This is a genomic window from Streptomyces sp., from assembly GCF_035644915.1.
In the GTDB taxonomy this organism is placed as follows: Bacteria; Actinomycetota; Actinomycetes; order Streptomycetales; family Streptomycetaceae; genus Streptomyces.
This window is the reverse complement of the sequence record NZ_DASQNP010000060.1, coordinates 1-3,169: the sequence shown is the minus strand read 5'-3', so window position 1 is coordinate 3,169 and position 3,169 is coordinate 1. Positions and strand designations below refer to the sequence as shown.

Here is a 3,169-nt window from a genome sequence, read left to right as displayed (position 1 = left end):
GGCCGCGGCCCTGCTGCACACCCTGGTGCGCCTGGAGCCGCTGCCGTACCGCAACAGCCTCTACGCCTGCCAGGTGACGGTCGCCTACATGCACGCCTGCGGGGAGGGCATCGACCCGCCCTACGGCGCACTCGTCGACCTGGTCCGCGACATCCGGGACCGCAAGGCCAGTGTCTACCGGGTGGCCGACCGCATCCGCGCCTGGCGGATCTGACCGCCCCGGATCCGCCCCGGATCCGCCCCGGACCCGTTCCCATCCGCTCCGTCCGTGCGCGCGGGGTCCGGGAGGGGCGCGAGGAGCCCCGAGTGCCGCCATCGCCCGGGCCGCTCCCGCCCGGGCCGCGATGGTGCGCACCGTCTTCGCCCGCACCGTCCTCGCCGAGGCGTCGAGCGCCGACAGCCTCCGGTCCGGCGGGACCCGCCGCGCCCGGCCCGCCGCGCTCCCCGCCCGGGGAGGCGGGCGCTGTGCACATGGCCGAGGACCGCGGCGGACGCGTCGTCCGCCACCGCGGTGTCCCCCTTCCCGCCGACGACGGCCCGGCCCGCGCCGACGGCGGCCCCGAAAGGGGAAGCGATCCGTCCACCGGCCCCGTGCCGAAGCCCCTCTCCCGCACCCGCCCCCAGCGCTCCCCAGGAGGCCCGCGCATGTCGTCCCCCGAACCCGCCCGGCAGAGCACGGGCACGGTGGTCCTCACCGGAGCCACCAGCGGCATCGGCGAGGCCGCGGCCGTACGCCTCGCCACCGCGGCCGAGCACCTCGTCGTCCACGGACCCCAGCCGGAATCCGCCGTGCTGCCGCTCCTGCGGCGGCTCCGGTCGGCGGGCCCGGCCCGGGTCGACTACGTCCGGGCGGACTTCGGCGACCTGGACGAGGTCGTCGCCATGGCGGACCGGATCGCCGGGTTCGACGAGGGCGTCGACGTCCTGGTCAACAACGCGGGCCGCTCCGGCGCCCCGGAGCGCCGCACCAGCGCCAACGGCTACGAGTCCACCCTGCAGACCAACTACCTCGCCGCGGTGCTCCTGACCGAACGGCTCCGGCCGCTCATGCCCGTGACCGGGCGCGTCGTGCACGTCGCCTCCGCGACCCACCTCTCGGTGACGATGCGTCTGGACGACATCAACCTCGAACACGACTACGACCCCGTCCGGGCCTACGCCCAGTCCAAGCTCGCCCTGGTCGCCCACGCCCTGTGGCAGGCGCGCGTGCCGGACGCCGGTGCCCCCGACATCGTGAGCATCAGCCCGGGCGTCATCAGCACCCGGCTGCTGCGCGCGATGTTCGCCGTCCGCGACGGCGCCGTGCAGCACGGCGCCGCGAACCTCCTCCACGCCGCGCTGTCACCGGACATCCCCTCCGGCAGCTACGTCGACGACGGACGCATCGCCCGGCCCGGCCGCCAGGCCCGCGACCACTCCTTCCAAGTGGCGCTGCACCTGAAGACCCGCGAACTGCTGGCGCCCTGGACGTGAGGGCGGCGGGGGAGGGGAGGAGCGGGCCCGCCGTGGACGGGCCCGCTCCGGAAACGGCCTCAGAAGGCCGACACCCAGTACGGTTCGAGCGTCATGGTGCCGTTGCCCCGCGCGCCGCCGACCGGGCCCGCCGTGCCCCGGGCGAGGGTGTACCAGGAGTCCACGTAGTCGGGGTCGTCGGTCCACCAGTCGTCGGGCATGGCGTCCAGGACGGCGTTGACCAGCGGAACGTAGGCGCCCAGGTCGGTGATGGTGAGCAGGGCGTCGGCGATGGCCTTGGCCAGCGACCGGTAGTTGGTGCTGCCGTCCTCCTCCATCATCACCACGTCGGCGAGGTCGTACTTGTAGGAGGACCAGTTGACCAGGACCTGGTTGGGGTAGTACGTCTTCCCGTCCTCGTCGAGGTACGGCATGTCGACCGGGTCGACCCGCACCTTGCCGTCCAGACCGAAGCCGGTCACCAGCGAGTAGACCTCGGCGTCGCCCTTGACCCAGGGCTCCTCGTCGTCGGACAGCCTCACCGAGGTGATGCGGCTGGTCCAGAAGCCGTCGCCCGCGGTGCTCGCCGACGCGGCGGGCCCGGCGGGCGGCGTCAGGCCGCGCTTGGCGAACTCCTCGCGCAGGACGGCCAGGCCCGCGGCGACGGCCTCGTCGGTGTCGGTGTCGACCACGTAGACGGGGCGTTCGGGAACCCGCCGGGCGTCCAGCGCGTGGGAGCGGCCGGCACCGTCGTAGGCGGTGACCACCGTGGCGCCGTCGTCGTGGGGAGCGGCGGCCACCAGCGGCTCGGCCCCGGCCTTGAGGGCCTCGCGCATGGAGTCGTCGGCGAGGCGGAGCCGCAGCAGGGAGTCCGCCTTCCCGCCGAGGCCCCTGGCCTCGGCGAGGTCGCGGTCGGCGTCGGCGATCGCCGCCCCCAGACCGTTTGCGATCTTTGGGGCCGCTTTCCTGGCGAGGGCACCGAGACCGACCCCGTCCGAGGCGAGGACCGCCTGCCGGACCTGGGCGCGCCAGGCGGCGGACCCGGAGAGGGAGACGGCGAGCGAACGGGCGGCGCGGGCCTCGATCGCGGCGGTGGCGGTGGCGGTGGCAGTGGTGGTGGCGGTGGTGGCGGTGGGGGTGCGGGTGGTGTCCGGCGGCGCGGACGCCGTGGCGGTTCCCTGGACGGTGGTGACGAGGCCGAGGGCGCAGAGGGCGGCGCACACGACGGCGGTTCTGTACCGGTGCTTGGCCACGAGGACTCCTGTACGAGAAACGGGTGGGACGGGCTCGGTGCAGAGGACGTGCGAGCGGAACGGCCCCTCGCCCGCACGGGTCTATGCGGGTAGAAGCCGCTGCGGAACCCAGAATGACGCTGACATGTCAGCTCGACAAGAGGGCGGCCAGGGCGCCCCGGACTCCTCCCGGGCACCGGTCCCGGCGAGGGAAGGCGAACGGGCCCGCCGTGCGGCAGCGCGGCGCCGCACGAGGGTGAGGACGTGCGCCACTTGGGCGCGGGCGGCGGGGAGCGGCGAGCCCCCGCCGTCCGGGGAACCGGTCCGCCGCCGGGCATCCGTGACCCATCTTTGTCCTGTGCCGGGAAAAAGTGGGCACCTGTTCGCGCACAACTTCTTCCCAGTCTCGGCAGGCGCTGCTATGTTCCCCCGTGAAAGCCCGGCGAGCGCAGGGGCGCCCGCCGGGGCCGAGGCACAGGGGATGT

The 3,169-nt window shown here is 74.6% G+C and carries 2 protein-coding genes and 1 pseudogene; 2 read left to right on the top strand and 1 reads right to left on the bottom strand.

Features of this window, described 5'->3' with window-relative positions; genetic code table 11:
• Together VE546_RS06320 and VE546_RS06315 are read left to right on the top strand one after the other, a co-directional pair.
• Nucleotides 1-214 (top strand): annotated as a pseudogene (locus tag VE546_RS06320) (toxin Doc); the annotation flags it as partial.
• 431 nt (nt 215-645) lie between these two features.
• Entirely contained in the window at nt 646-1,473 is an 828-nt protein-coding gene (locus VE546_RS06315; protein WP_324919417.1) for an SDR family NAD(P)-dependent oxidoreductase, read from the top strand.
• Nucleotides 1,474-1,532: 59 nt separating this feature from the next.
• Here VE546_RS06315 and VE546_RS06310 read toward each other — a convergent pair whose 3' ends face one another.
• Entirely contained in the window at nt 1,533-2,705 is a 1,173-nt protein-coding gene (locus VE546_RS06310) for a DUF3103 family protein (RefSeq protein WP_324919415.1), read from the bottom strand.
• Between the last annotated feature and the right edge of the window lie 464 nt (nt 2,706-3,169).